The organism is Natrialba magadii ATCC 43099, assembly GCF_000025625.1.
Taxonomy (GTDB): Archaea; Halobacteriota; Halobacteria; order Halobacteriales; family Natrialbaceae; genus Natrialba; species Natrialba magadii.
The window spans coordinates 104,354-130,111 of the sequence record NC_013922.1; the positions used below are offsets into that span (position 1 = coordinate 104,354).

At 58.6% G+C, this 25,758-nt stretch carries 17 protein-coding genes; 12 read left to right on the forward strand and 5 right to left on the reverse strand.

What is annotated here, in order from left to right; translation table 11 throughout:
* Positions 1–36: 36 nt before the first annotated feature.
* Positions 37–1,365, reverse strand: a complete 1,329-nt coding sequence (locus tag NMAG_RS00455; RefSeq protein ID WP_004267078.1) for a TIGR00341 family protein — start codon at positions 1,363–1,365, stop codon at positions 37–39.
* 261 nt (positions 1,366–1,626) lie between these two features.
* Here NMAG_RS00455 and NMAG_RS00460 point away from each other — a divergent pair, with 261 nt between their 5' ends.
* The 3 genes from NMAG_RS00460 to NMAG_RS00470 all read left to right on the forward strand — a co-directional run bounded on the left by NMAG_RS00460 (position 1,627) and on the right by NMAG_RS00470 (position 6,722).
* Positions 1,627–3,030: a MarR family transcriptional regulator gene (locus tag NMAG_RS00460; RefSeq protein WP_004267079.1), complete on the forward strand. Its 1,404-nt coding sequence runs from the start codon at positions 1,627–1,629 to the stop codon at positions 3,028–3,030.
* Between the two features lie 317 nt (positions 3,031–3,347).
* On the forward strand, positions 3,348–4,121 hold the full coding sequence (gene aglF / locus NMAG_RS00465; RefSeq protein WP_004267080.1) for a UTP--glucose-1-phosphate uridylyltransferase AglF: 774 nt from the start codon (positions 3,348–3,350) through the stop codon (positions 4,119–4,121).
* Between the two features lie 138 nt (positions 4,122–4,259).
* Entirely contained in the window at positions 4,260–6,722 is a 2,463-nt protein-coding gene (locus tag NMAG_RS00470; RefSeq protein WP_004267081.1) for a hypothetical protein, read from the forward strand.
* Between the two features lie 883 nt (positions 6,723–7,605).
* On the opposite strand, the gene NMAG_RS00475 is transcribed toward NMAG_RS00470, so the two are convergent.
* Positions 7,606–9,291 (reverse strand): thiamine pyrophosphate-binding protein, encoded by a 1,686-nt coding sequence (locus NMAG_RS00475; RefSeq protein WP_004267082.1) that lies wholly within the window; start codon positions 9,289–9,291, stop codon positions 7,606–7,608.
* A 191-nt stretch (positions 9,292–9,482) separates the two neighbouring features.
* Between NMAG_RS00475 and NMAG_RS00480 the strand changes: the two genes are divergently transcribed.
* Complete coding sequence (locus NMAG_RS00480) at positions 9,483–10,697, forward strand: aminotransferase-like domain-containing protein (RefSeq protein ID WP_148221895.1); 1,215 nt, start codon at positions 9,483–9,485, stop codon at positions 10,695–10,697.
* A gap of 53 nt (positions 10,698–10,750) precedes the next feature.
* On the opposite strand, the gene NMAG_RS00485 is transcribed toward NMAG_RS00480, so the two are convergent.
* Positions 10,751–12,052, reverse strand: a complete 1,302-nt coding sequence (locus NMAG_RS00485; protein WP_004267084.1) for an ArgE/DapE family deacylase — start codon at positions 12,050–12,052, stop codon at positions 10,751–10,753.
* A gap of 165 nt (positions 12,053–12,217) precedes the next feature.
* Between NMAG_RS00485 and NMAG_RS00490 the strand changes: the two genes are divergently transcribed.
* The gene (locus tag NMAG_RS00490) at positions 12,218–13,507 is read left to right on the forward strand and encodes an ArgE/DapE family deacylase (protein WP_012996302.1); all 1,290 of its coding nucleotides are present in this window, start codon (positions 12,218–12,220) and stop codon (positions 13,505–13,507) included.
* A gap of 135 nt (positions 13,508–13,642) precedes the next feature.
* Here the strand turns inward: NMAG_RS00490 and NMAG_RS00495 are convergent, their stop codons facing one another.
* Positions 13,643–14,839: an ABC transporter substrate-binding protein gene (locus NMAG_RS00495; RefSeq protein WP_004267086.1), complete on the reverse strand. Its 1,197-nt coding sequence runs from the start codon at positions 14,837–14,839 to the stop codon at positions 13,643–13,645.
* Between the two features lie 378 nt (positions 14,840–15,217).
* Between NMAG_RS00495 and NMAG_RS00500 the strand changes: the two genes are divergently transcribed.
* Both NMAG_RS00500 and NMAG_RS00505 read left to right on the forward strand, forming a co-directional pair.
* Positions 15,218–16,531 carry an ArgE/DapE family deacylase gene (locus NMAG_RS00500; protein ID WP_012996303.1) on the forward strand — a complete coding sequence of 438 codons (1,314 nt, stop codon included), beginning with the start codon at positions 15,218–15,220 and terminating at the stop codon, positions 16,529–16,531.
* 234 nt (positions 16,532–16,765) lie between these two features.
* Entirely contained in the window at positions 16,766–18,046 is a 1,281-nt protein-coding gene (locus NMAG_RS00505; protein WP_004267088.1) for an amidohydrolase family protein, read from the forward strand.
* A gap of 331 nt (positions 18,047–18,377) precedes the next feature.
* Here the strand turns inward: NMAG_RS00505 and NMAG_RS00510 are convergent, their stop codons facing one another.
* A complete protein-coding gene (locus tag NMAG_RS00510; protein WP_237076795.1) occupies positions 18,378–19,400 on the reverse strand; it encodes an IclR family transcriptional regulator in 1,023 nt (340 codons plus the stop codon).
* Position 19,401: 1 nt separating this feature from the next.
* On the opposite strand from NMAG_RS00510, the gene NMAG_RS00515 reads away from it, so the two are divergent.
* The 5 genes from NMAG_RS00515 to NMAG_RS00535 all read left to right on the forward strand — a co-directional run bounded on the left by NMAG_RS00515 (position 19,402) and on the right by NMAG_RS00535 (position 24,801).
* Positions 19,402–20,592 carry an ABC transporter substrate-binding protein gene (locus NMAG_RS00515; protein WP_004267090.1) on the forward strand — a complete coding sequence of 397 codons (1,191 nt, stop codon included), beginning with the start codon at positions 19,402–19,404 and terminating at the stop codon, positions 20,590–20,592.
* Positions 20,593–20,630: 38 nt separating this feature from the next.
* Positions 20,631–21,731 (forward strand): ABC transporter ATP-binding protein, encoded by a 1,101-nt coding sequence (locus tag NMAG_RS00520; RefSeq protein WP_004267091.1) that lies wholly within the window; start codon positions 20,631–20,633, stop codon positions 21,729–21,731.
* Between the two features lies 1 nt (position 21,732).
* On the forward strand, positions 21,733–22,653 hold the full coding sequence (locus tag NMAG_RS00525) for an ABC transporter permease (protein ID WP_004267092.1): 921 nt from the start codon (positions 21,733–21,735) through the stop codon (positions 22,651–22,653).
* On the forward strand, positions 22,653–23,480 hold the full coding sequence (locus NMAG_RS00530) for an ABC transporter permease (RefSeq protein ID WP_004267093.1): 828 nt from the start codon (positions 22,653–22,655) through the stop codon (positions 23,478–23,480). Before NMAG_RS00525 ends, NMAG_RS00530 begins: the two co-directional genes overlap by 1 nt.
* Before the next feature lie 127 nt (positions 23,481–23,607).
* Positions 23,608–24,801, forward strand: a complete 1,194-nt coding sequence (locus tag NMAG_RS00535) for an ABC transporter substrate-binding protein (protein ID WP_049916066.1) — start codon at positions 23,608–23,610, stop codon at positions 24,799–24,801.
* Positions 24,802–25,758: the final 957 nt, after the last annotated feature.

Here is a 25,758-nt window from a genome sequence, read left to right on the forward strand (position 1 = left end):
TGGTGCTCGTCCCCGGTGACCTCGCCAGGAACGAGGTCACGCCGTCTCGTACTCGATGAACCGAACGTCGACCCGTACACCGTCTCCCGTTTCGTCGGTGACTCGTTCGTTCAGTTCCGAGACGAGTTCCGGATGTTCGACAGCAGCCGGTTGCTCAACTGTGATGACGATGCGTTCAGGCTGCTCGAGAATGGCTCCTTCTTCGATCCGTATTGCGGGATCAAACGGGACTTCTTCCTCGAGAAATAGCTCCACCTCGACGAGGGTGACGTCCTGATACGCCGGTGAGTCGAGCACGTCCTCCACCTCCGTCGTGACTGCGTTCTCGAGCGATGCGCTCTCATACGACGCCCACGTGACGCCGATCAGGAACGTCGACAGGACGAGGATGACAATAGTAAACATGACGAGACGGCGGCGGACTAACTGCCGTGCGATCCCCGTCTCACTCCGAACGCGGGGACGGTATCCCATCGCCCAGAGGGTGAACAGGCCCGTGATATTGACGCCCAGCAGATTAACGAAGACGAGGATAAGCGAGCCGATGACGGCGTTTGGAACGCCCCACGCGATCGCGATGCCTGCGGCTGCGGCGGGCGGAATCAGTGCAGCGGCGATCATCACGCCAACCAGCGCAACGGAGATACCCGTCGAGAGGCTCAACACGCCGGCAATTCCCGCCCCAAAGGCAACGACTAGCGAGAGCAGGTTCGGAAGAACCCGCTCGCTGAGTTCGTCGATTTCGAGGATTTCGATCCCGGGTGGGACGAGAAACATCGACTTCGAAATCCACGCGAACACCGCGGCACCGCCGATTGCGACGCTAATGCCAAGCACCTGATACACAACGCCGGTCCAGAACAGATCGTGTTCGTTGAGAACGGTTCCAACGCTGGCTGCGAGCGTCGGGCCGATCAACGGTGCGATCACCATCGATCCAACCACGACGGCGGCCGAATCGAGCAATAGTCCTGCCGTCGCGACGATCGCACTCATCAGTGTCATCGTCACGTAGACCGGAATCGCCGGTACGAGTTCCTCCGATTCGGCGTACAGCTCGTAGCGAGCGAGGCGTGCGTCGGCAAGTATCTCCCCCGTGTACCGTTCTTTGAGCGCGCCGAACTGTCGGGAGATGACCGTCTCCGCCGTCACGACTACCGTATGGTCGTCCTCGTCGAGTCCCGCCTTCTCTAACTTATCCAGGACGACGTCGACGGCGCTTTTTGGGAGGGAAAACGAAACGAGGGACTCGTACTCGCTGGTCTCGTCGGCCGGAACGACCGTGTAGTCGATCTGCTCTGCGTCAAGCACCGCCAGCACTGGTTCGCGCGTCTTCGGCCGGACCGAAATCTCGACGTGACGCATTTGACACGTTTTCACTGGAGACAGCTATCAAGCACTGGGTGTCTCTCAGTAACTCGGAATCGAAGACGGCCAGCGCCCCGTCTCCTGTCTTTCTTTCCGCTGCCCCTCTCTTTCAGGCTCCCTTGAATATGTGTTTTATCTGAGAAAGATATAACGGGTCGGTCGATGTCAGATACGTTAACTGACAGCGGTCCACTGGTGAGAATGAGCAACTCGACATCATCACCGACAGCTACCCGGACGCACAGCACTCACAACCGGATGCCTCGTGCCATCCTCCACAAGAAGGTCCTCGACGTCGCCGTATCCCGACCGGACGCCTCGCTGGAGGAACTCGCTGATGAGGTCAGCGGTGCAACCGTCTCGATCGTCGAGCAGGTACTCGAGGAGTACGGTGATCCAGGCGAGACGGCAGCCGAAAGTGCTGCGAGCAGTGGGGATGGTGAGAGTGAAGAGAGAGACAGTGCTGAGTCGGCGTTACAGGGAGAGGAGGCAGACGGAGCGGGTGGTGACGAGAGGGGGGTCGCGGAGCAGGATGTGACTGTCGGTGTGAGCAACGACGAGGACGCAGACCCGGGGACAGAAACCGAAGCGAGCGCAGACGAAAACGAGGACCAGCGCACTGCAGAAACAATTCCCGACCAGGATTGCGACGACGATACGGGAGAGACACCTGTTTCCACGGATGGCGCACCAACAGCTTCGGACACAGCCACCAATTCGACGATGACCACCGACAACTCGACGGATTCGACACCCGACGTACCGACCGATCCGACAGCACTGACGCCACGCCAGCGCGAGACACTCCAGGAGATTGCTGCCCGGCCCGACGCAACGCAGGCCGCACTCGCCGAGACGCTCGGCGTCACCAGCGCGACGATCAGCCAGCGGGTGAACTCGATCGACGGCTTCGAGTGGTCGCGCCGACGCGAGTTCGTCGCGAACCTGTTCGACGACGAAGACAGTGCAGTGGCGGCGGCTCGTGATCACGAGGGCGCTGGCGAGTCCGACTCCAGCGCTGAAGCCACTGTGGATGGCGAGAGGGTACTCGAGTCCGAGCCGGAATCGGTGGTGGCCGGGAATGGGAACGGGAACGAGAACGAGAACGGAGACGGGAACGTGATCGAGAACGAGAGCGGGGCGGAGTCCGTGGACAGCGACGCTGATAGCGCTGCGTCGGAGGCTTCCGATGCGGTTGGCGATGGGGCTGGACAGGGAGTGGCTGTGTCTGAGTCCGAGTCCGAGTCCGAGTCCGAGGCTGGAAGCGAGCGCAGTGACGAACAGTCCACCGGAAACACGTACGAATCGCGTCGGTTCGATCGCCAGGATACACAGACACAGGCAGACGAACCGGCGGAGACGCCAGACGCCGCTGCAGGTTCCGGGTCGGAGACGGGAGCGAGAACGGAACTCGGCACGGACACCCACACCCACACCATCGCCACTGACATCGCCGCACTCGCCGAGCAACTCGAGTCACTCGAGTCCACCGTCCAGTCTGCGTCATCCGACCGCCAGGGCTGTCTCGCCGATCCCGAGTTCGCACACAAGGTCTTGCGCGCGTGCTTCGACGCCGAGCACATCACCGAGGAAGACGAGGTGCGACTGCTGCGAGAGATCGCTGGTGAGGGTGGGGACTCGAGTGTGGGTTCCGCGGAGTAGCGATTCTAGTACTAGGTTGTGGATAGAGATGCTATAGTAGCCACTGCAAGTCACTGCACACCTGATCGCCAGCCTGCTCGGCGATCAGTGTGTAACTAGTTGCAGTTGTTACTATCGAACTAGAACTCTCGTCTCAGTAGTGTCACCGTCAAGCCGAGGGTGGTGTCGCGCTTTTAGGGTCGGAATCCGTCGCCAAGTGTGACTGTTCACTGGTCGTCCTAGTGTCGGCTGCAAATCCGAGCACACGCGGCAATTTGGCGGGCATCCAGCATGGACAGGGGGTGGCTATTTATCCCGGTTCGAAGTGGGCAGTGTCTATGCAAGCGGTCGTTCTCGCAGCCGGAAAGGGGACTCGCCTCCAGCCGCTCACCGACGACAAGCCGAAGGCGCTCGTCGAAGTCGACGGGCGGCCGATCATCGAGGATGTCTTCGACAACCTCATCGCGATCGGTGCGACGGAGTTGCTCGTCGTCGTCGGCCACCTCAAAGAGCAGTTGATCAACCGCTACAACGACGAGTATCGGGGCGTGCCGATCACGTACGCCCACCAGCGCGAGCAGCTGGGGCTCGCCCACGCCATCCTCCAGGTTGAGTCACTCGTCGAGGACGAGTTCATGCTCATGCTCGGTGATAACGTCTTCCGGTCGAACCTCGGCGACGTGGTGACCCGCCAGCAAGAAGATCGCGCAGATGCGGCGTTCCTGGTCGAGCAGGTGCCCTACGAGGAGGCCTCGCGCTACGGCGTGCTCGATACGAACGAGTACGGCGAGATCGTCGAGGTCGTCGAGAAACCCGACGACCCGCCGTCGAATCTCGTGATGACTGGCTTCTACACGTTCACACCCGCAATCTTTCACGCGTGTCAACTCGTCCAGCCGAGCGACCGCGGCGAGTACGAACTCTCGGACGCGATCGATCTGTTGATCCAGTCCGGGCGGACGATCGACGCAATTCGAATGGAGGGTTGGCGCGTCGACGTCGGCTATCCGGAGGACCGAGATCAGGCGACGGCGTTCCTGCAGGGAGAGGATGTCCCACCAGCGGAGGTTCCCGGTGCGTCGGTTAGCGCGCCGGAACTCGAGACCGACTGAGGTTTCGGTCCGGTGGTCGGTTTCGCTCTGTCGGTGGCGAGGAGGCGTCGTGGAGGTGTCGAAGAGGTGGCGAGGAGGTGTCGTGGAGGGATGGTATTCTCACAGTATTTATCCGCTCCCACGCAAACGTAGTGGCTAATGGCCGACGCCGACGACCCGGCACCCCACACAATCGCCGACGCAGCAGCGTCGTTCGTCGAGGAGTACGACGACGGAGCAGCGACACTCGAGACAGTTCTCGCTGTCGACGACGACCACGAGACGTGGGAGTTTGCGGAGCTGCCGCTTGACTCCGGGACGTTCGGCGAACTCGTTTCCCGCAATATCGTCGTCAAAGACGACGGTGAGTACCGCGTCTCGAGCCGTGAGGGCGTGCGAGCCGGGCTGACCGGCGAGGAACTTGCCGATGAGAGCGAATCCACATCGGTCTCGCGTGATCTCAGCGACGTCGTGACCGTCGACTGGCGGTCGGTCGGTGCACTCGCGGGCGCACTGGTCTTCCTGTTTGTGATGCGGCTGGTGAACTATGGGTCGGTGTTTCGCGACGAGTACGTCGTCTCGCCGGGGAACGATCCGTACTACTACCGGTACTGGATGGACGAACTGCTTGCTGAGTCCGACGGGGTGACCGACTGGGGCGTGGTGACGTCGATGCCCGACGGTGCAGCCGGGTTGCGTCCGCTCACCCACGCCTCGAACTGGTTTGTCGCCGAACTGCTCGGCGGCGATCAGTGGGCGGCAGATATGGTCGCTGCCTGGCTGCCTGTGGTTGCGACGCTGGCGCTGGGTGTCGTCATCTACTGGCTGGCTGTCGTCGTGACGGACGACGTTCGCGTCGGCGTCGCGTCCGTCGTGTTACTTGCGCTGATGCCCGTCCACGCGGTTTACTCCGGCGTAGGCTTTCTCGAGCACCGGCTCTACCAGTACTTCTGGCTCGGCGTAACGCTGCTCGGACTCGCGTGGCTGGCGATGGACCTCCGACGGCGGCGGACGGTCGCACCGACGACACGAGAGGCGGTGCTCGGCCACTGTCGATCGCCGTGGGCCTGGCTTGCTGCCGTCACGTTCGGCGTGGCGCTCGCACTCTCGGCACACGCCTGGGGTGGCTCGATCCTGATGTACATCCCGGCGGCCGGCTACGTCGGCATGAAGGCCGCACTCGACGCTCGCGAGGACGTGTCGCCGGTACTCGCAAACGGACCGCTGATCGGTGGCCTCGTCGTGAGTGCCCTCCTGTCCGCGTTCTTACACCTCCGCTGGGGCTGGCACGAGTCGTTCATCGCCGTCGTTCCGGCTGTGGTCGTGGTTGGCGCGCTCGGCGTCGTTGTAATTGGTGAAGGATGGCGGCGAGTCGATCACGGAGTACCCGTTAGCGTGTTCGTCGGTCTTCAGGTGCTACTCACTGGTGTGGCTCTCGCAGCGTTCCGGTCGAACTGGACCGAGGAGTGGGGCCGGCTGCGAGAACGAGCTGATGACGTGTTCTTCCGGGAGCATCACGGTGCAACGGAGACTGCATCATTGTTTGCCACAGAGAACTCGATCATCCTCGAGCCACTTGCACAGCTCGGCGCGACGTTCTACCTCGCAATTATCGTCCTCGGCTGGGCGATCTGGGTCGTCAGCCGCCGATACGAGCCGGCGTGGCTGTTGCTGTCCGTCTACACGCTGTTCTGGATCGCTCTGGCCGGGTTTCAGGTCCGGTTTGCCGCACAGCTCGCGATCCCGATGGCTGTTCTGGGCGGTCTCGCTCTCGTCTACCTGCTCGCGTGGGTCGACCTTGCCCGACTGCCGCGTCCGTTCAGAGAAGGCGATGTGGACGATCGGGGCGGCTCACCCAGCACCCGGCGGACTGCAGCCGACGGTGGCGACCCAGAACCGAGTATTATCGTCTCCCGCGATTGGCGAAAGCTCGCGACGCTCGCCTGGATCGCCCTGCTCGTCTGTGGCATGAGCCTGTTCTTCGTTCCATCGCTGAGTGCCCAGACCGCCTACGGCGATGCAGAAGTTGCGGCGACGGTCGCGATCGAGGAGCACGCCCTCGAAACCGACCGGGAGTATCCCGACAACTTCGTGTTGAGTCCGTGGGGTGACAACCGGATGCACAACTTCTTCGTGAACGGTGAAGCCAGTAGCTACAGTTACGCTGCGAACAACTTCGATGAGTTCCGGACCGCAAGTGATCCGGACGACTGGTACGATCAGTTCGAGGACCGAGTTGGCTACGTCGTCATGCCCGGGACATCCGAGATGCCAGCTGAGATGGCACAGACACAACTCCACGAAAACTACGGCGCTGGCGGGAACGAGACCGACGGACTCGCACACTACCAGGCCATCTATCTCGATGAGGAGGCCTCCGCCTTCGCCGTCGTCCCCGGCGCGACGATTACCGGCTCTGGCGAGGCCGGCGAGGAGCTATCACTCGAGACCGAGGTCAGCGTCTCAGACGAGACGTTCACGTACGAACGGACGGTGACGGTCGACGAGGACGGCTCGTTTGCCGTGACGGTGCCATATCCTGGCGAGTACATCATCGGCGACAGCGAACTCGAGGTCTCGATGGACGACGTGGAGAACGGCGAGCAGGTTGTACTCGAGTAGCGCCGGCGCGGGATACTCGTTGTCTGAACCTCGGTTTCTTCGTTTGTCTTTTCGTTGCACACTGCGGAGATGTGTTTCTCTTCTCCAGGGAAAGTGGGGACAGTCGTTCTGGCGCGTCTGTACTGCCATCCACCCAGGTAACAGCGTTCCAGAGCTGCTGGTGTCAACGCGGGCTTCGTTCTCGTGTGGTCCATCGGAACGCTTTGTGTTCTGAGGACGACTTCGCTGTCTCGAGGCCTAATAGTAAAATCTATTTTATAAATGGGTTCGATAGGTATTGCTAGATTAACACAATACTATTTCGCTGACGAATACTTCTTACTGTCTCGGAATGTGGGTGAGAGAGCTCCAACTCAGCCGTGGTAGCCATGTGATTTTACTATATTTTCCAACACCGAGTGATATATCTGTTGGGATGTTGCATTCGATAGGGCGTTATCTGGCCATATGGGGATGAGTAACCAACTCTCTTATACCAAGAAACACCTGGCCGAAAAGTGGCTCTGTACCTTCAAGACCAAGTTGACTACTTTCATACCTCCTCAGTCACAATCGGGTGAGCGCCAGCTCAGTATTGGTCATCTCTGGCATAACTACAACACACCTGGCGAAGATAGATAATTTTTATTATATAATATGCGACGATGCTACACTGGAGGGTGCCGCAAGTAGGACACCACCAAATCCAAGCGGAAGCTGGCAGTTGGTGCCTGCTGACAGGCAAGACGTATCCACTCGAACGGCAGCCGTGCGATTGGTTGTAAATGGTTCCAGAGTTACTATAGCGTTCGTGAGATAGCTATCTCGTTCTGGGTAGTATTGACCGAAAGAAGGTGCAGAGAGCTGCTCTCGACTGTCCAGTAACCAGTCACAGCAGTCCGTCTCAATCGTGAACTAACACGTCGAGGACGGTCGTTCCATCCTGGTCGCGTGCCGATTCAATTGCCGATGCGATTTCCGATGGGGAGTAGACCATCCGGCTGCTTGCGCCGTAGCTCTCCGCGTTTTTGGTGATGTTCAGCGGCGGTTCGAAGTCCATCCCCACAAAGTCGTGCTCGTCCTCGTTGCCGCCGAGGACGCGGAGCGTATTGTCCTTCAGAATACGGTAATTGTTGTTGTTCGCAACGATGACAGTGAGATCAACGTCGTACCGAACGGCGGAGTAGATTGACTGCGGATAGTAGAAGTATGAGCCGTCGCCGATGAACGCCACGACGTCCCGCGGGTCCGGCCGTTCGCGTTCGGCGATGGCCGCGCCGATTGCCGCCGGGAGCCCGTACCCGAGTCCGCCGCTTTTGTTCGACAGCTTCCCTTCCGTGCCGTACGGAACGTGCCACCGGACGGCTCTGCTACTCGTTACGCCCTCGTTGACGAGAAACGCGTCAGACGCGGATTCGAACATCGCCTGTCCGAGCTCACCTTTCGATGCGCGGGGATCGTCGTCGTCCGCCTCTGCGGGCCGCTGCTGTTCGCTGAAGTGCTCGATGGCTTCTTGGACAGTGTCGATTCGTCTCCGGCGCTCGTCCTCCGAGATGCGTGTTTCAAGTTCGGCGGCCAGTTCGCTCATCACAGCGCCCGGATCACCGATAACGGAGACGTCTGCCGGTCGATTCTTCCCGAGTTCTCGGGGGTTCATTCCGATCTGAATAATCGTCGTCTCCGGTGAGAACAGCGGCTCTTCATGCCGAATCGATGTCGTCAGGGACGAACAGCCGGCGAGGACGACTGTGTCGGTATCGACGAGGTCGGCGAACTGGCTCTCGGTTCCAGGGACGTAGTGGCCCCACTGTGGATGGTCCATCGGGAAGCTGACTTCCCCGGGGAGGAACTCGCCGTGGACACGAGCACCGCTCGACTCGGCGAACGAAACGGCTGCCTCGACCGCGTCCGGGCCGGACCGTGCGATTTCGTCGCCGGTGATAACCACGGGTTCCGTTGCATCGGCGATCGCGTCGGCTGCGGCCTCGATCGAATCGAGGTCGCCCCGTCCGGCGCGTGGAATCTCGCCGAGTCGTTCGACTTCCTGTGTCGTTTCGTCCAGCATCACGTCCAGGGGGAGGGCAAGAAAGACGGGGCCGGTCGGCGGCGTGAGTGCGTATCGAACCGCCCGTCGTAGCATCGTGGGGAGTGCCTCGACGGATTTGACCTCGCCACTCCACTTTGTGTACTGACGGACCAGTTCTTCGAGGTCACCCGACAGAATCGGCTCTTCGTGCTGGAAGTCCGTACTGTGGTTGCCGGCCGTCACGAGTAGCGGTGACCCGGCGAAATAGGCGCCGATGACGTTCCCGACCCCGTGTGCGAGACCGGGGGCAACGTGCAGATTGGCGACACCGATCGGATTTATGTCCTCGTCGTGGTGGGAGTGATAGCGTCGGGTTCGGGCGTATCCGGACGCCATTCCGACGGCGACATCTTCGTGGAGTCCGAGAACGTACTCGATCGAACTGTCGCTTAGTGACTGAACTACCGGAAGTTCAGTTGTACCTGGATTACCGAAGAGGTGTTCTACACCATACTGATCCAACGCATCGACGACATACTCGGCTCCTGTGCGGGATGTAGTCATAGGTGTTAGCATCAAACACACAAATAAATAATTTTGGGTCAGTTCGCGAGTTCTATATAAGAGAGTGGACTCGACGCGGTGAACCAGGCCACTTTCGCGACATCGTGGACAGTCAAATCCCTACAGTAATGGACACTGATGGGTATCTTAATAGGGCAAAACACAGTACTATGGACGCAGAGAGAAACTGCATGAAAAAATCCGAGAGATCCGGTGCGTTCGACCATATTTTTGCGACGACGGTGAAAGAGCAGATTGGAAAGGCTGGATACGGCGACTGGCGAACGATTTCGGCCCCCGACGCCGTCTCGCTTGGGTACGGGTTCCCGTATCCGGAGTCGCTCCCCGAAGACGACCTCATCGAGGCAACCGAGACCGTCCTGACGGACGAAGACGAGCAGGTGCTCCAGTACGGCGGCGGTAGCTACACCGAGCAACTCGAGACGTTCCTCGCCGACCGAGCTCACAGCCGCGGCATCGACTGTGGGACATCGAACGTGCTGGTGACCAACGGTGGCACCCGTGCCATCGACACGATCTGCCGGGCCTTCCTCGAACCAGGTGACTCGATGTTCGTGGAGGGACCGACGTTTATGGGTGCAATCAGCGTCTTCAGAAATCATGGCGTGGAACTAACGAGCATTGGTGTCGACGCCGACGGACTCGACATCGACGCGCTTGCCGAAACGTTGCGTCTGCGTGAACAACAGGGTCGCGACTCACCGAAGCTCCTGTATACGATTCCAACCTTCCAGAATCCGACTGGCGTTTCACTTTCGATGGATCGCCGAAAGCGACTGCTCGAACTGGCTGAGGAATACGACTTCGTAATCATTGAAGACGACGCGTACGGCGACCTGCGGTACACAGAGCACGACCTGCCGCCGCTCAAGGCTCTCGATGATACCGGACGCGTCGTCCACATCGGAACCTTCTCGAAAACGATTGCCCCGGGTGTTCGGACCGGCTGGATAATCGCGACCGAGGAGATCCTTGCGGTGCTACGCAAGCTCAGTGCGGGCGGTACCAACACGTTCACGCGGAGCCTCGTCGCCCACTACTGTACGTCGGGCAAGCTCGCGGCGAATATTGATGCCATACGGCGTGCGTACGGAGAGCGCAAGGATCGGATGCAACAGAGCCTCGAAACCCACATGCCGCCAACAGCTGAGTGGACCGAACCCACCGGTGGCTTTTTCGTCTGGGTTACGCTCCCAGCGCAGATTGATACCGAAGAGATGCTGGTTGATGCCGCCGAAAACGGCGTTACCTATCTCCCCGGATCGATGTTCTTCCCCGAGGATACTGGGAACAATAGTTTGCGGCTCTCGTTCAGTTACGTTTCGCCCGACGAAATCGACCGCGGGATCGCGGCCCTCGGACAGACGGTTCGCGAGTGGACGTAACACAATGGCCGGTCACGCGGGCACGACCGGTATAGTGACACCACCCACTCGGATCACGTCCTCTCGGTGCCACACCAGTCGATCGCCGTCAGCGCGAGCGTCTGGGCGGTCTCGACCAGCGAGTCGATCTCGACGTACTCGTCCGCGCCGTGGATGTTTTCTCCGCGAGGGCCAACGCTCGGACACGGAATGTCGTAGTAGTTGACGTAGAACCGTTCATCCAGCCCCGCCAATCCGCCGACCCACGTTCCGTCTTCGCCAATGACGGATTCTGCGTTGTCGCTCACGAGTTGCGTAATCTCCGCATCGCGGTCGACCTCGTGAGCCTCCGCCCTCCAGCCGAACCACTCGAGTTCGGGCGGGTTTTCCGAGAGCCACTCGTCCTGGTCGACGACGTCCTGGATCGTCTCTTCAATCTCCGTGCGCACCTCTTCGCGCGACTCACCGGGTGGCCATCCGAGCCGACACTCCATCGTCGCTTCGGAGGGAACCGTCGACGGCCAATCGCCGGAATCGAAGATGCCGACGTTTAGGTTGGTCACGCTGCCCTCCGCCGCTGGTCGCTCGTTGACCGCGGGCTGGAAGGAAATGCGCTGTTTGCGCTCGGACTCGAGTTCTCTGAGCGCTTCGAAGATTCGGGTCGCCTTCCAGGCGGCGTTGACCCCGTTGAACGCGTGTGCGGCGTGAGCCGCTCTGCCCGGAACGGTTACTCTGAAATAGAGCACGCCCGCGCTGGCGACGCCGATGTTGGGGACCCCGTATGGTTCGGTGATGATCGCCGCGTCGGGCTGGTAGCCGCGCTCGAGCGCGGAGAGCGCCCCGCCGGTCCCGCCGGCTTCCTCGTCGATCGTCGATTCGAGGATCAGATCGCCGGCGAGTTCGACGCCGAGTTCGTCGAGCACTTTCGCGGCGTGAATCCCGGCTGCGAGCCCACCTTTCATGTCACAGGTGCCCCGTCCGTAGATGCGTCCGTTCTCGACCGTCGCGGCCCACGGCTCGTAGCTCCACCGTTCCTCATCGACGGGGACGACGTCGATGTGGCCGCTGAACCCGAGTGAGCGTCCGTCCCCTGCCCCATCAATGGTGGCAGCGACGTTTGGTCGCCCGTCGTAGCCATACTCCTCGTAGGTTTTCGTGTCAAAGTAGCCGGGGTGGTCTTCCAGTTCTGAAACGTCGGGTTCCCAGACGTCCGGCTCGAGTCCAATTCCTTCCAGTTCGTCGATGACGACTTCCTGGGCCGCCGCCTCGTTCCCTTCGTGTGTCGGCTGTTCGACGAGTGATTCGACGAGCCCTACCAGCTCGTCGCGCGTCTCTTCGATTCGCTTGACGACCGCACGCTGTTGTGCGTCGGACATGACTATGACATCAGTTGACATTGACCTAAAGATACCGGTGGCTGTCGGCGGCGGACGACAATCACTCGCTCATGCACTCAAATTACTCACCGCAGCTGTGTTTGAGACAACTTCTGATTAGCAGGTGGGATAAAATATAAATCAGGTGCTGTGATTGGTGGTAGCATGAAGTCTGAAGTATGTGAACAAATCGAAGCAAAACAGGGCCGAATGCTATCGCTGCTCGAAGAACTCGTCGCCGCCCAGTCTATCTCAGGGCAGGAACAGCCGGGACAAGAGATCATCCACGAACGGCTACAGGAGCACGACCTGGAGATAGACACATGGGAACCGTCGGTGGAGAACCTCGAGGACCATCCCGGCTTCTTCGAGACAGTTACGTACGACGAGTTCGGCTACGATGGACGACAGAATATTGTCGCAAAACGGGCTGGATCCGGGGACGGTCCGAGTCTCGCGTTCAGCGGCCACATCGACGTCGTAACACCCGAGCCAGTGGCAGATTGGGCGTACGATCCGTGGGAGCCGACGATCGAGGACGGCAAAATGTACGGCCGCGGGACGATGGACATGAAGGGCGGCATCGCTGCGTTCATTCACGCGTACGAGGTGCTCGAAGAGCTGGGTATCGATCTCCAGGGAGATCTGTTGCTCCAGACGACGATCGAGGAGGAGGCCGGCGGCGTCGGCGGCGTGCTCTCGGCGCTCGAGCGCGGCTACCAGCCCGACGCGGCGGTTATCCCGGAACCGTTCGGTATCCCTAACATCGGTATCTCGGGGGCAGGTGTTTCCTACTTCCGAGTAACTGTCTCGGGGAAGGCAGCCCACACTGCCCGCAAGTACCGCGGTGTGAACGCGATCGGGAACGCGATGGACGTCTATCACGCACTCACCGAACTCGACCGGGAACGACGAGAACGCATCTCGTACGAACCCGCCGTCGCACAGGACCCCGAGGCCGAAGGGAGTGAGACGAACCTGAGTGTCAGCGTTGCCGAGGCGGGCGACTGGGTATCGAAAGTACCCGGCGAGGCGGTGTTGACCGGACGCGTCGGCTGGCCGCCAGGCGAGCAGAGCGAGGAGGTTCGACAGGAGGTAACCGACGCGATTATGGGTGCCGCCGAGGAGAACTCCTGGCTGGCGGAACATAAGCCACAGATCGAGTGGTTCGGCTGGGACGCCGATCCACACGAAGTCGACACTGACGAGCAGATCGTCCAACTCGCAACGGAGCACGCCGAACAGATTACCGGCGGCAACACCTCATACGTTGGCGGACTCGGCGGTGTCGATGAACGATTCTACCAGCTATACTACGACATTCCAGCCATCTCCGTGGGGCCACGTGGGCACGGTGGCCACGGTGCAGACGAGTACGTCGAGATCGACTCGCTGGTCGAGACCGCCCAGACGCTCGCGCTGACGGCGATCGACTGGTGTGGAACCACGGAGTGAGTTGCAGATCGCTCCGGTCTCCGCCTCGGTCTTCGTGTCGCGGTTGACTGGATCGGTTCACTTGCCGTTGGCGCTTCGTTGCGGACATCTACATCGTCAGCGACCATCTCTTCAATACAAAGAAAAGGAACAGTACTATCCGGCGGTGACTTCGGTCCAGATCTCGTCGTACCGTTCGATGACGTCGTCCGAGCGGGGCCAGTTGTGGTGCATCCGGTCGAACTCTTCGTCGGTGATAACCAGGTCGTCGATGAAATCTTCCGCCTCGCCGTGTTTGTCCCACTCATCGTCCCACTTTTCGCGAATGGCGTCGCCGAGTTCCCCGTCGGTGAACTCTTCGTTTTCGAACGGCGGTCGGTACACCGTCGTTTCGACAAACTTCTCCCAGCCAGTATCCGTGAACAGGTGGTCGATGTACATCGTCGCCGTTACCGGGTTCGGAGCGTTTTGTGGCAGCAGGATCACGTCTGTCCCCCAGGTCGCGCCTTCTTCCGGGATGAACCAGTCGACGTCGCCGCCCTGGTTGTACATCGCCCTGAACGCTCGCCCGTCTGTGTGCGTTCCAAGGGCAGCGTCACCGCTCATCACGAGTTGCATCTGTGTCTCGTGTTCGTCGGCGTAGTTGAAGACGAGGTCGCGCTGTTGCTCGAGTACCTCCTGGATCTCTTCGAAGTCGTCCGGATCGTTCGGATCCTGGCCGGTGTACAGCGCTCCGACATCGCAGAGGAACCCGCCGTGGTGTGCCATCATCGAAATCTCATCCGCGTACTCCTCATCCCAGAGGATGTCGAGCGACTCGGGCGGGTCCTCGACCTCCTCGGTGTTGTACATCACGATCGGGCTGATCACAACTGAGTGGGGTAGTCCGTAGACGCCACCGACGCCGTCGTCGCTCCAGAACAGTTCACGGTGTGGATCGAGGTACTGATCAGCGACCTCGACGTTGGGTAACTCGTCGATCGGTATCGGTTCGATCATCTCTTCCTCACGGGCGCGGTGAACCCACTCCGTGAAGGCACCGATGTGATCGATCCCGTGATTCTCTGGGCTGGCTTGTAGATTGCTGAACCAGTCGGTTGGCGTCGAGTACGCCTCTGTGGAGTAGCTGTCGAGGTCGTACTCCTCGGCGAAATCCTCGGCTCCCCACTCGTTCCACTCGACGTACCAGTTCCAGGCGTTAAGATTGCCGCCGTACTCCTCTGGCGGCCAGTCGTCGAAATCGATCTCGACCGGTCTGATGTCCCTGCCGCCGTTGTCTCCACCGAGACACCCGGCCAGACCCGCTATGCTAGCTGCTCCCGCACCTTTGATGATGTCGCGTCGATTAACCATCGTGTAACCACACCCCAACCCATTACGCTTCCTTATTTAAATGTTTGGTCAGTGCTAACACAGGTATTGCCGGTCCCCGTGCCGATACGCACCCGAACTGAGTCGAGGCGTGGTCGCCGTCCTCGAGTGGCAGCCACTATGCTCTGACACTCACGTCGATACCCGACGTAGGCGCGGTGCGCACCCATCGAAGGGGAGTCTCTCACACTCATCCAAGGGGATGAACCGCATGGAACGTGTGTCTTGACAATGCAACTTTTCGACTGATAGTGGCTGACCGTGCTGGTGTCGAATCGGCCACGTACTACTGTGTGGATTGCCAGCAAATAGCACCTATTGGAGAACGTATAAATGGACGTTTCTCGTTTTCGGGGACTGATGTCAGCCACGAAAACAGAAGTCTGTGAGTACATCGAGTCGAATCGCGACGAGTTGGTCGCCTTTCTTTCGGAACTGGTTGCCGCCCGCTCCCTGCCTGGCGAGGAGCAACCGGCACAGCGAGTAATGCGTGAGAAGTTCGACGAACTGGACCTCGAGATCGACGCCTGGGAGCCGGATATCGAATCCTTGCGGGAGCACCCGGCATTCTTCGAGACGAATACATACACCGAGTACGGATACGAGGGACGGGAGAACATCGCGGCGACCGACTTCAGTGATGGAGATGGGCCATCGCTTACGTTTAGCGGCCACGTAGACGTCGTCTCGCCGGAACCAATCTCCGATTGGTCGTACGACCCCTGGACAGGCACTGTCGAGGACGGCCGGATATACGGCCGTGGCACGTACGACATGAAAGGTGGTGTCGCCGCAATGACAATGGCGTACCAGGCTCTTGCGGACCTCGGCGTCGAACTCGACGGTGATTTGACGCTCCAGACGACGATCGAGGAGGAGGCCGGCGGCGTCGGCGGTGTCCTCTCCGCACTCGAACGCGGTCACCAGCCCGACGCGGCGATCATCACCGAACCGTCCGGTGTTCCAACGCTCGGCGTCGCGAGCGCTGGCGTTCGGTACTTCCGGGTGACGGTTCCTGGGAAGGCTGCTCACACGGCGTTCCAATTCCGTGGTGTCGACGCCGTTGGAGAAGCGTTCAAGATCTACCAGCGGCTGATGGATCTCTACGACGAGCGAAACGAACGCATCGAAGACTACGGCCCAGCCATCAACCAGTACCCGGAGGCCGAAGGCAGAACGACGAACCTCAGCCTGACGAACATCGAGGTCCCCGGATCGTGGACATCAACCGTCCCAGGCGAGGCGATAATGGAGTACCGGATCGGCTGGCCACCCAGCGCGGAACAGACACACGAGGACATCGAAGAAGAGGTTGCGGCGGCGATTGCCGAGGTGGTCGACGAGGACGAGTGGCTCTCGGAGAACCCACCCGAACTCGAGTGGTTCGGCTGGAAGACGAACCCACACGAGGTGGACTTCGAGAGTGAGTTCTTCGAACTCGTCTGCGAGAAGACCGAAGAAACGACTGGTGGCGAGGTTGACTACCGCGGGGGCCTCGCTGGCAACGACGAACGATTCTACAACCGATACTATGACATTCCGTGCCCGAGCGTCGGTCCTCGCGGTGAGAACGCCCATGGTGCGGACGAGTTCGCCGAAATTGACTCGCTCGTCGAGACGGCCCAGATACTCGCGCTAACGGCGATGGATTGGTGTGGCGTTCGTGAGGAGTGAGTAACCGGCTGCGAGAGCTTCGTTTTACCACTAACCGACAGAGAGTACACTGGTTGGGACGGGCGGTCACCCACCAATCCACGTACCAGTATTCAACCGTGGGACTCACTACTCACTCCGAGTCGCCGTTCGGTATACGTCGGTTTTGCGAACACTGTTTGCTACCCCAAACACTTATGCAGGATTTTGTCCATGGTATGATGTAACGCACCCGACAGCGTTACAGGAGAGATGATGGCAGATTACGACAGTATCATTCGAAACGCGTACAGTACCGAACACGACCAGATACTCGACATCGGAATTACGGACGGAACGATCACCGCGCTCGACGAGGAAATCGATGCGGCTGCCGACACCGAAATCGATGCCGAGGAGAATCTCGTTGGACCGGGATTCGTCGACAGCCACATGCACATCGACAAGTCGTTTGCCGCGTGTGGCGAACGAAGACCGAAGGGGAACGAATCTGCGTTCGACTTCAGTGACATCAAGACTCGCGAAGAGGAGTATTTCGCAGATGCGTCCGTCGAAGACATTACACAGCGTGCGTTGCAGAACATCGAGATGGCTGTCGCTGCAGGAACAACCTATATTCGTAGCCACGTCGCCGTCAATCACGAGACGTTCGGACTCCAGAATATGGAGGCCGTGACTGCGGCACGAGCGGAGGCACGACAGCTTGCGGACCTTCAGCTGGTCCCCGCAGCGAGACACGTCCCTGATGCGGCGGGGAAGGAACTCCTCAGCGACGCGATCGAACTCGGGAAACGCGACGAATCTACCGGTGAAGCGGTCCTCGTCGGCGGGAGTGATCCGGCGGGCAGTAACAAGGATATCGAGAGAACCATGGAAGCGTGGTTCGACGTCGCGAGCGAACACGACGTCGGGCTGGACGTACACATCCAGGACGGCGGCACGCTTGGCGGCTATACGCTCGAACGCCTTCTCGAGTACACGAGAGAGAACGGGTATGACGGCAGGGTGACTGCGAGCCACTGTTTCTGTCTCTCCCACATTTCAGACTGGCAACTGGATGAGTTGATCGATGCGTTTACTGCGATGGATGCAAACATCGTTACCTGTTATCAGAGCACCAGGCCGTCGATGCCGGTTCGCAAACTGCTGGAAGAAGGTGTCACCCTCGCCCACGGAACCGACAATGATCGAGATTTCGTCTTCCCCCACGGCAACGCAGACTCATTGGAGGGTGCACTCGTCGAATCGACCAAGCTCCACGGCGACCGGACGTTCGCCGATGACTACCGGTGGTTCGATACGAACGAGGGGCTCGGCTGGCTCTGGCGCATGATTACTGAGCAGGGGGCAGCTGCCCTGGGGATCAGCGACCAGTACGGACTCCAGGAGGGAACGCCCGCGGATCTTGTGGTTTTCGACGAGCCATCGCCACAGTGGGCTATTATTTCACAGGCAACCAGACGATACGTCATCAAAGACGGCGTGGTCGTTGCCCGGGATGGTGAACTCGTCCCGGAGTACAAAGTAACCGAGTAGTAGCAGTCTCCGAACAGCCGTGGCGCGATATCTATACGTATTTCATCAGCAGTTGAAGCGGATTCCCGCCCTCTCGGACGGAGTTGGTGACACTACTGATCAGGCATCCGTCCGTCCGAAACTATCACTGGTTTTTCGAATATGTGGGAATGTTGTGTGGGAACAAACAACAAATGTATCGTAGCTGTCGGTCGTTTGACGAGGGCCATTTACAGGTGTACGCCAGTAATTTTATCGGTGATTTTTACTGTTGTACATGCGTAAACATCGATCGTATCGCACCGATGACTTAAAAAGATGTTACTTGGGTTATTGTACAAGATATGTCCCATTATTTGGAATCCATTTTTTCTAAGTACCGAAAATTCAGCTCCAGTTCATTGCTAATCCCGAGCAGGAGATCCGGAAGCTCGCCGGTGAACCAGTCGCCTTTCATACGGTGTGTCGGTCCCGAGACGCTCAGTGCTCCGAGCGTGTTCTCGCCAGCACCGGTAATTGGGACGGAGACGGCCTTCAACCCCTCGACGTTCTCCTGGTTGTTGACGCTGTACCCCTGTGCTCGCACCTGGTCCAATTCGTCGAAGAGTTCTGCTTCAGTTGTAATCGATTGAGACGTCAGTTTCGCAAGCCCGTACGTATCGATGAACTCGCTCACTTCGTCCCTGGACCACGTAGAGAGGATTGCTTTTCCAGCGGCGGTCGTATGGACCGGATCGGATTTTCCGATCTTGGTGTTGATTTGAACGCCGTTTTCACCGGTTGCTTGCAGGACGTAGATTGCCTGTCCGTGTTCTGCGATGATGAACTGGACGAGTTCGCCGGTTTCTTGGGCAAGTTGCTCCACCTTCTCTTCGATCAGGCCGTATCTGGGATCCCGAGTGCGCACGTGCGACGCAAAGCGAAGGAACCGGTGAGACAATTTATACTGATTTCCGTCCTGGTATAGGTATCCCATCGCCTCGAGTGTCTTCAGGTAGCGGTGTGTGGTGCTTCGTGCCAGATTGACTTCGGCTGCGGCATCTGTTAACCGGAGTCCGTTATGCTCTTCTATCGTTTCGAGTATGTGGAAGGCCCGCTCAACGCCTTTCACTGGGTTCTTGGCCTGTGTTTGTTCCGCCATCACACACCACACATATACATTCGCCCATATTATTGTTTCGAATACTCGAATTATTGACGTGGCATGAACGAGAGCGGCTCTGGGCATCTCTTTCCGGGTCTCCCTGGGGTGTGTACCTTCTGAATAGAACGAAAACCCAGTTTCACCGGTGTCGTAATCGGGGCGAGATATCGCCGTATGATTCCTCAGCAAACGTTTAAATAGCCCGACATGGATGGGGGTGTTGAATGTCACTATGACAAATAGACGCGCGATTCTCAAAACCGCAGGTGTGCTCGGGACAGGGTGTCTCGCAGGCTGTCTCGGTGGGGACAGCGACGGGGAGTCGATTCGCCCCGTTGCTATCGAGGAGTGGCCGCCAGAATCATACAACAACGAACTCAATACCTGGAACTGGTACGCCGAGTGGAACGAATGGGGGACCGAAGCGTTTGCCGAGGAGTACGATCTCGATAGCTACTCCACTGAGACATACGCGTCACCCGGTGATTGGTTTACCAATCTCCAGTCGAATCCGGAGAATCACGGAATCGATCAAATCGGTGCCTTCTCCGAATGGCAGTATCGGGCCGTTGAAGAGGACCTGTTAGAACCGATTCCTATCGATATGATGCCGAACGTAGAGATTCCCGACCAGTACCTCGACGTCCACCGGGAGCAGTTCTGGAGCGACGACGGTGCAGGTGGACTCTACGGTATCCCTCACTCAATCGTGATCAGCCCGATCGTCATGTACAACACGGAGGAATTGCAGGACCCAGGCGAATCGATCGACATCCTCTGGGACGAGGAGTTTGCCGACGAAATCTCCATGATCGCTCACCAACCAGCGATCCTCTGTGAGGCTGGTGCACTTTACACCGGTCAGGATCCGACCGATCCGGACGATTTCGAAGAGATTCAGGAGGTACTCGAACAACAGCGCGACCTCGTGTTCACCTACGCCGATGACCACCAGACACAGATGCAACTCGTGATGAGCGGTGATGCAACGCTCGGTTCACACATGGACGGCCGAGCGTTCAGGGCGATATACAACCATGGCGGTGACGTCGACTGGTTTATTCCGGAGGAGGGTGCGACCTGGGGGACGGATACGCTCGTTATCCCGAAAAACGCGCCAAACCCGGTTACGAGCACGATGTATCTGGACTACCTCTTCAGCGACGAAGGGATGGAGCAGCTGATCGACACGTCCCTGTATCGTCCACCGGTTGCCAACGACGAATTCACTGACGGTGAACTCGGAGAGATAATTCGCGAAAACTGGACCGACGAGTGGGAGAAAGAAGGCGATGCCGAGGACTTCATCGACGACCTCGTGTTGACAGAAGAAACAATGGACAATCTGTACCACAACTGGCCCCGTTCAGACGAAGTCATCGAGCGATACGACGAGATCTGGACGGCAGTTACCGCGGGATAAACATTAATGCCCCACGACAACAAATAGCAAAGAGAGCCATGTCAATTGTATCAATTCAAGACCTACGGAAGGAATTTGGCGACGTTATCGCCGTCGAGGGTGCCAACTTCGACATCGAAGAGGGTGAGTTCGTCTCTGTCCTGGGACCGAGCGGTTCAGGCAAGTCGACGATTCTTCGAATGATCGCCGGATTCGAGTCGCCGACGAGTGGTTCGATCGAGATTCTCGGAGATGATGTCGTCGGGATGGCACCGTTCGAACGTGAAGTGAACATGGTGTTCCAGGATCTGGCGCTGTTTCCCCACCTGACAGTTTCTGAGAACATCAGATACGGGCTGCAACAGCGAGGTGTCCCAAAGGACGAACAGCAGCGTCGAACCACGGAGATGCTCGAAATCGTCGACCTCGTGGGCTACGACGATCGAAATATCGACCAGTTGAGCGGCGGGGAGCAACAACGTGTTGCGCTCGCGAGGGCACTGGTCAACGAACCGAGTGTCGTGTTGTTCGACGAGCCGCTTGCCTCGCTCGACCGCAAACTCCGCCAGCGGATGCAGTTCGAACTCCAGCAGATCCAGGAGGAGACCGGCATTACGTTCCTGTACGTGACCCACGACCAGGAAGTGGCGATGTCGGTCTCCGACCGCATGGTCGTCCTGAACGAAGGACAAATCGAGCAGATCGGAACGCCCGAAGAGATCTACCGCGATCCAGAATCGCAGTTCGTTGCGCAGTTCATCGGCGACCTGAACTCGGTGTACTCAGAAGTTGTCGCAATGGACGACGATGCGGTCGAAGTGCAACTAAACGGGCGACCGATTCAGGTGCCAGTAACTGAAACGGAGGACGTCGCACCCGACGTCGAGACGGTCGACATCGGCGTTCGACCGCAGAACGTCCAGCTGCAGCAAGCCTCCTCGACTGGAGACGGAACCGCGTTCGAGGTGGGCGGGACAGTGAGAAATCGGATGTACCGTGGAGACAACATCGCATATATCGTCGACACGGAGGACGAAGAGTTCCTCGTGATTGAACAACAGGAACACGAGACAGGATCCGAGTTCAGTATCGGGGAGGATGTCTACGTGCAGTGGAAGACCGACGACTGTCTCATATTCCCTGGAAAGGAGGCTGTGTAGGATGGCAACAAAAACCGAACAGTCGACGATAAACGAATACTCGCAGTCGGTCCTCAAGTACATCCGTGACCGACCACGGCTGCGAGTGTTGTTACTGGTGGGACCGACGGTCGGGCTCCTGGTGGCGTTCGTCATCGTCCCAGTGCTAATCATGCTCTGGTATGCGTTCCTCACTGGGCTGCCGCCGGCCGACTACACACTGGAGAACTTCGCCCGGATCTTCGATCCGCTCTACCTCGGGATCATCTGGGATACGTTCCTGATCGCCACGGGGACGACAATTTTCACCGTGGCGCTCGGCTACACGCTTGCGTACAGTATGGTCCGATTCTCCACAAAGACGACGGTACTGCTGTTGCTCGTCATTCTTCCGTTCTGGACCAACTACATCGTTCGCATGTATGCCTGGATCAACATCCTGCAAGCGGATGGTGTTCTCAACTGGGCGTTGAATAGCGTCGGCATCGTCGAGGGTTCCCAGCGATTCATGTTCTCGCATGAGGCTGTGCTCGTCGGACTGATATACGTCTGGCTGCCACTGGCGGTCCTGCCGTTCTACGCGTCGATAAAGACGATGGACGAGGACCTCATCGAAGCAGCGAAAGACCTCGGTGCCGGGCCGCTAAAGGCGTTCTTCACCGTCACGCTGCCGATGACAAAGAACGGTATCTACGCTGGCCTGATTCTGGTCGCTGTGCCGGCGTTCGGTGCGTTCGTTACCCCGGCACTGCTGGGTGGAACGGGATCGGTGATGATCGGTATGGTGATCGATAACCAGTTCAACCAGGCTTTCAACTGGAACTTCGGTGCGGCACTCGGTGTGTTCCTCACGCTCGTCGTGCTCGCATCACTGCTGCTCGCCGTACTCGCTGGTGTTGAAGACAAGATCCTGAAACGCCCCGAAACTGAAGGTGAGACATAATGAATATTAACACTGTGATCGGTCCAGTCGAACGGTTCCTCGAAGACCACGGGAAGCGGGTCGGATTCCTCATCTTGCTCCCGCTGTTCCTGTTCCTGTGGCTCCCGATCATCGTCGTTGCGTTCATGTCGTTTGCAGATAGTGTGTTGGTCTTCCCACCGGAGAATTTCACGCTCGAGTTCTACCATATCTTCCTCGATAACAGCCAGGCGTGGTCGGCGATCTTCACCTCGCTACAGGTGAGTCTCGTTGCGACGCCGATCGCCGTCGCGTTGGCGATCATGTACTCGTACGCGTTCTCCAAGTACGACTTCCCGGGGAAGGGCGTGATCACAGTCCTCATCGCCTTCCCACTGGTCGTTCCGCTGATCGTCGTCGGTATCGCACTGACACTGTTGTTCGGTATGTTCGGCGGCACCGGCTCGTACTGGGAGGTCGTTATCGCACACGTCGTTCGTATCCTGCCGTTCGCGGCGCTCATTATCCTCCCGTCGTTCCTCTCGTTCGATACGACACTGGAGGAAGCATCGAAGGATCTCGGAGCGAACTCGATTACGACGTTCCGTCGGGTGACACTGCCCAATATTCTGCCGGGGGTCATCGCCGGCGGCTTGCTCGCGTTTACGATGTCGTTCAACGAGTTCGTCTACACGTACTTCGTCCGCGGTACCGGTATGGAGACGCTTCCGGTGTACCTCTGGGGTCGAATCGAACACACCATGTCACCAGAAATCAACGTCATCAGTATTGTGTTCCTGGCGGTCGCATTGCTCATGGTTGCAGTGGCAGTCCTGATTACCGACGTCGAACGGATTGCGATCCGCTAGCAGCGGTCTCCTCTTTTTTCGGCTCGACGATCCTCTTTCATCACTCCTGGTATGTACTTACGGAGTGAGTGTCATTCTCACCCGAATGCTTAACTGATGATGGGAGAAACGTAGTCATGGTTACAGCATGGTACACCGACGGAACGTACTGAAAGGAGCTGGGGCGATCAGTGTCGCGGGTATGGCCGGTTGTCTCGGGGGAGACGATGGAGAGTATACGAGACCGGTGGAGATCGATTTCGACGACTGGCCACCGGAGGAGTACGGCGACAGCCTTCACGCCTGGAACTGGTACGGTGAGTGGAACGAGTGGGGGGCAGAGAATTTCGCCGAGGAGTACGATCTCAGCAGTTACGAGACAGAGGTGTACGCAACGCCATCGGACTGGTTTACGAATATCCAGGCAAATCCTGACAATCACGGGATTGATCACGTCGGACTCAGCACCGAGTGGATTCACCGCGTGAATCAAGAAGATGCCCTCGAGCCGATCCCGGTCGACGAGTTACCGAACGTCGACGTGGCCGACCAGTATATGGATCTCCACCGGGAACACTTCGGGAGCGACGACGGCGTCGGCGGCGTGTATGCCGTCCCGCATGCCATCGTGCTCGGTCCGGTCGTGGTGTACAATACGAACGAAATCCAGGACCCGCCGGAGTCGATCGACATCCTCTGGGACGAGGAGTACGCTGATGAAATTTCGATGATGGCACACCTCAGCGGCTTCCTCTGTGAAGCCGGAGCCCTCTATACCGGCCAGGATCCGAACGATCCGGACGACTTCGAAGAGATCCGGGAGGTACTCGAGCAACAGCGCGATCTCGTCTTCAACTACGCCGACGAACACGAAACACAGATGCAGTTGCTCATGAGCGGCGACGCGTCTCTCGGCACGCATACCGATGGCCGGGCGTTCAGGGCAATGTACAACCACGGCGCCGACGTCGACTGGTTTATCCCCGAGGAAGGGACCGTTGTCGGTCCAAACGAAGTCGCGATTCCGACAGGTGGTCCGAATCCAATCACGAGCACGATGTACACGGACTACCTGTTCACAGACGAGGGCATGGAGAAACTCGTCGAGACGACCGTCTATCGGCCGCCGATGGAGAACGAAGCGTTCACCGACGGCGAGTTCGGCGATACCATTCGCGACAAGTGGGACGACGAGTGGGAGAAAGAAGGCGATGCCGAGGACTTTATCGACGACCTCGTCATCACTGAAGACGAACTCGAGCGCTCCTATGATGCCTGGCCACGGTCGGACGACGTCATCGAACGGTACGATGAAATCTGGACGGAGATCACGACGGGCTAATGAAATCCCGGGCTGGAACCACGATAAAACACCACCGCCTCACAGCAGCCACGACCGGAGAGTGTTCTCCCACCCAACGGAGCCTTCCCACTACTCCGCCAGGGGCCGACGGAATCGAACACGTGACGCTGCGTTTTCGAGCGAGTTGGTCAGACATGTCGGTTACAGCTCTTCGTGCGGTCCCTCGGGAATCGTTCGGAGGCGCTCCTCTCAGCAGTCCGTCTCGAGTGCCACCCATAGTTGACCGGCAGTAGAGTGAACTTCTGAATGGTATTCAAGCTGAATGCTTCGCTGACAACTCACAAAGTAGATGTATCGGTAGCGCGGTTCGTTCCCCCGTCTGTGTCTCGAAGTCGGATCCCGTGAATAGAGCGGGCAGCTTCGAACGATAGTGTAGCATCAGTGAAAAACACGGTCGCATCGGCGTTGGGTTTCTCTTGCAGTCCCGTACAGAGCGCCGTGAGATGTGCAGTTATTCGCGCCAAATGATGCTGATTATTCGCATTTGGATCGGTTCCAGCGTCCAACAGTAACGCCAATTGTCGAATTGGATCACGGCTTCGTCGACCACGCTGTGACTCGATCGTTTGTTCGTCATCAGTTGTGGCTCCGTTTCGCATCCAGCACTGAGTGATCGAATACGCCACTCGATGCCGAGCTTTCTATGAGAAAAACAGTATGTGGATCTGGTAGTTTGTTGGACGGAGCTGGATGACCGTCTCGGTTTGATCGACGTTGGTTCTCACTCTCCACACTTTCTTGTGCCTCTCTCCTCCCCTCCGAAAGGCGGGTACATTCGGGTATGGAAACCGTGATACTACCGCCTCGTTCCTTCAGGGTCCAGCCGAACGGCGAGGGATGAACGGCAGGTCGTCGTTTACTGGCAGATGTCAATCTATCCACGTAGTGCGGCTCCAGATGTGGGGAATTATATGGTTATTGTTACTCATACGCCAC